The 2605-nt window shown below is 51.2% G+C and carries 3 protein-coding genes; 1 reads left to right on the top strand and 2 read right to left on the bottom strand.

Translation table 11 applies throughout. From position 1 onward, the window contains the following. The coding region (locus tag KDK14_RS14535) for an ankyrin repeat domain-containing protein (RefSeq protein WP_257265892.1) at positions 1-1359 on the bottom strand (1359 nt) is incomplete at its 3' end. 165 nt (positions 1360-1524) lie between these two features. On the opposite strand from KDK14_RS14535, the gene KDK14_RS14530 reads away from it, so the two are divergent. Continuing rightward, the gene (locus KDK14_RS14530; RefSeq protein ID WP_257265891.1) at positions 1525-1662 is read left to right on the top strand and encodes a hypothetical protein; all 138 of its coding nucleotides are present in this window, start codon (positions 1525-1527) and stop codon (positions 1660-1662) included. A 129-nt stretch (positions 1663-1791) separates the two neighbouring features. Here the strand turns inward: KDK14_RS14530 and KDK14_RS14525 are convergent. Then, on the bottom strand, positions 1792-2605 hold an 814-nt coding region (locus tag KDK14_RS14525; RefSeq protein ID WP_257265890.1), incomplete at its 5' end, for an ankyrin repeat domain-containing protein.

The raw sequence follows: 2605 nt of genomic DNA, 5'->3' as shown, positions 1-2605 counted from the left end.
GCCCCGGGTTTTACTGATTTTGGTGGCTATATGCAGGGCTGTGTCGCCGTTCTTGTTGGGGGCATTCACTTTCGCTCCCTTTACAATCAGCTGTTTCAGGCATTCAACGTGGCCGTTATAAACGGCCAGGTGCAGGGCTGTTTCGCCGTTTTTATTGGTGGCATTTACGTTCGCGCCCTTATCATTCAGTTCTGTCAGACATCTGTCATCCCCATTGGCAGCGATGATATGCAACGGTGTTTGACCTTCCCCATCGGTGGCATTGATCTGTGTCGGATCGTTCAGGTAATTGAAAAATTGCCAGTCACCTTTTCTGGCAGCAGTGTGCACTACGGTAGTAATATTTGCTCCTTTTTCAACCAGAACGGCACGGCTCTGGTTGTTTCGCGCCAGAATAGCCCGGTACAAGGCATTTTCAAGATCAAGTTCGTTATTATCGATCAGGAATTCAAGGCATTCTGTTTGCCCCCCCTCGGCGGCGGCGCACAGGGCAACGTTGAGGTCTGTCGCTCGCTGTGCAGCCAGCTGTGAAACCAGCTGTGAAACTCGCTGTGAGATCAGGATTTCAAGGCACTGCTTTTCCCCCCGTCCGGCTGCTTCGCGCAGGGCGCCGTTAAAGTCGTTTGCGCCTTTGTTGATCAGGGGTATAAGATACTGCGATTGCCCCTGTCCGGCGGCTTCGCGCAGAGCGATATTAAGGTTAGCCTGGCCAAGTTCGGTGCTGATCAGGTATTGAAACAGTGGCGTATCGCCCTCCCGGACGGCGGTGCGCAGCACATTATTGATATCCGCCCCGGCCTTGATCAGGATATTGAAGTCCCCGGTGCGACGCAGACGGGCAGCAATATACAGGGGCGTCTTACCCTGATGATCGGCGGCATTGACATCAGCACCGTGGTGGATAAGAGTCCGGGCCAAATCCGTATGCTGGTGCTTTAAGGCGACAGCTAACAGGTATTCAGGATGACCGGTGAGCGCCGAGCGGTAAGGCTGATTGGCCAACGTCTGGTCTTTGTCCAGATGCCAGTTCAGCTTGCTCAGATTACCGGTACGACAGACATTAAGCATCCAGGATTCACAATAATCTGATTGGTCGTCATCGACGCTTCCCCCGTCCTTACGAATCAATGGCAGCGGTGGTTTATTGCATTCACTGCACCGGCGTTGATCAAGACTTGTTTCACTCTGCCCATCAAGGTGTCGGGTGATGCATCCCAGGTGGAAAACGTGGGGTTTCGGTTGGCAAGATGTTACGACCAGTGGGTGTCCACCAAATTGTCCTCTGATATGTTCGTCATTTATACAGATAGAAGAACAATTAAAGCGGACATCTGCCCCGTTTCCACCGACACCGTTCATCGATTTAGCCTGCTATTTGACTCAGCACTGTGGGTAGGACAAAAGTCAGCAGGGAAAATTCCGTAAAAAGCGGAATTTTTAACAAGAGGTATGTGATAAAAATCCTGAAGTCGGGCACGGAACCGGCTTTTACTAGTCAGTAATCGTTTATCCGGAATGTGAGTGATGGGAACGACTGGCATCTGGCAACAGTTTAAGGCGCTGATTCGGGGTGCGGGTTGTTGCCACCCGAAAATAGCAATGGCACCAGTCAGGCAAAGTTTCGGGATGGATTGGTTATTTCGGTTAAGGGAGAGTCTGTAAACGTTGGTGAAAAGGCGTTTATTCTGGATGGTAAGAGATGGTGAGATCAAAGGTAATGCGCCGAGTTTGGGGCAGTATGAGGTGGAGGTTTGAAATAATCAGGAATCGGTTCTTCGCGCAATTTTTTGCTCACTGTAGAAGGCAGCCCGATGGTTCGGCTTCATAGTCTTTAAGAAGTTTTTGGCACTCCGTGCGGTGAAATATGTTAGCGAGGTAGAGAGCCCTATTGCCATATTTATTCACCTCTCTGGCCAGGGAGCGGTCAATCTGCAGCAATTTCGCGACGGCCGCTGTGTGGCCTCTATAAGCTGCTATGTGAAGAGCCGTATTGCCATCGTTATCCTTCTTTTTGGCCAGGGAGGGGACAATCTCCAGCAATGTCTGGATGGCCTCTGTCTGGCCATAAATAGCAGCTACGTGTAGAGCCGTTAAGCCAGTGTTATTTTTCTCTTTGGCCAGGGAGGGAACCTTGGCCAGCAATATGAGGATGGCCGCTATTTGGCCTTCACAAGCAGCGTAGTGAAGAGCCGTCCAGCCATTGTTATTCCTCTCTTTGGCCAGAGAGCAGTCAATCTCCAGCAATGTGTGGATGGCCTCTGTTTGGCCTTCGCCAGCAGCTAAATGGAGAGCCGTTAAGCCAGTGTTATTTTTCACTTTGGCCAGGGAGCGGTCATTCTCCAGCAATTCCCTGATCAACCTTGTGTTGCCATTTTCGGCAGCCTCGTGAAAATCCCGAAGGCGTTTGGATCTGTCACTGTCCGACAATACCTTAGCCTTGAGGAAGTCCAAAGCAGGATGATCAAAGAGGGGTTGAGCTTTGACGGTGTCTGTGCGGTCAAGCGCCGCTTTGTTGCCGTCAGCTGCCCGTAAGACCTTGGCGATCTCTTCGTGGCCCTCTCGGCAAGCCAAGTCAAGAGCCGTTTGGCCAAACTTATTCTTCTCT

It is taken from the genome of Endozoicomonas sp. ONNA2 (assembly GCF_024606365.1).
GTDB lineage: Bacteria > Pseudomonadota > Gammaproteobacteria > Pseudomonadales > Endozoicomonadaceae > Endozoicomonas.
This window is presented reverse-complemented; position numbering and strand designations above follow the sequence as displayed.

Bases quoted from the DNA above. Each gene is read 5' to 3' on its own strand.
- KDK14_RS14530 (WP_257265891.1), top strand. From the start codon at position 1,525: ATGGGAACGACTGGCATCTGGCAACAGTTTAAGGCGCTGATTCGGGGT.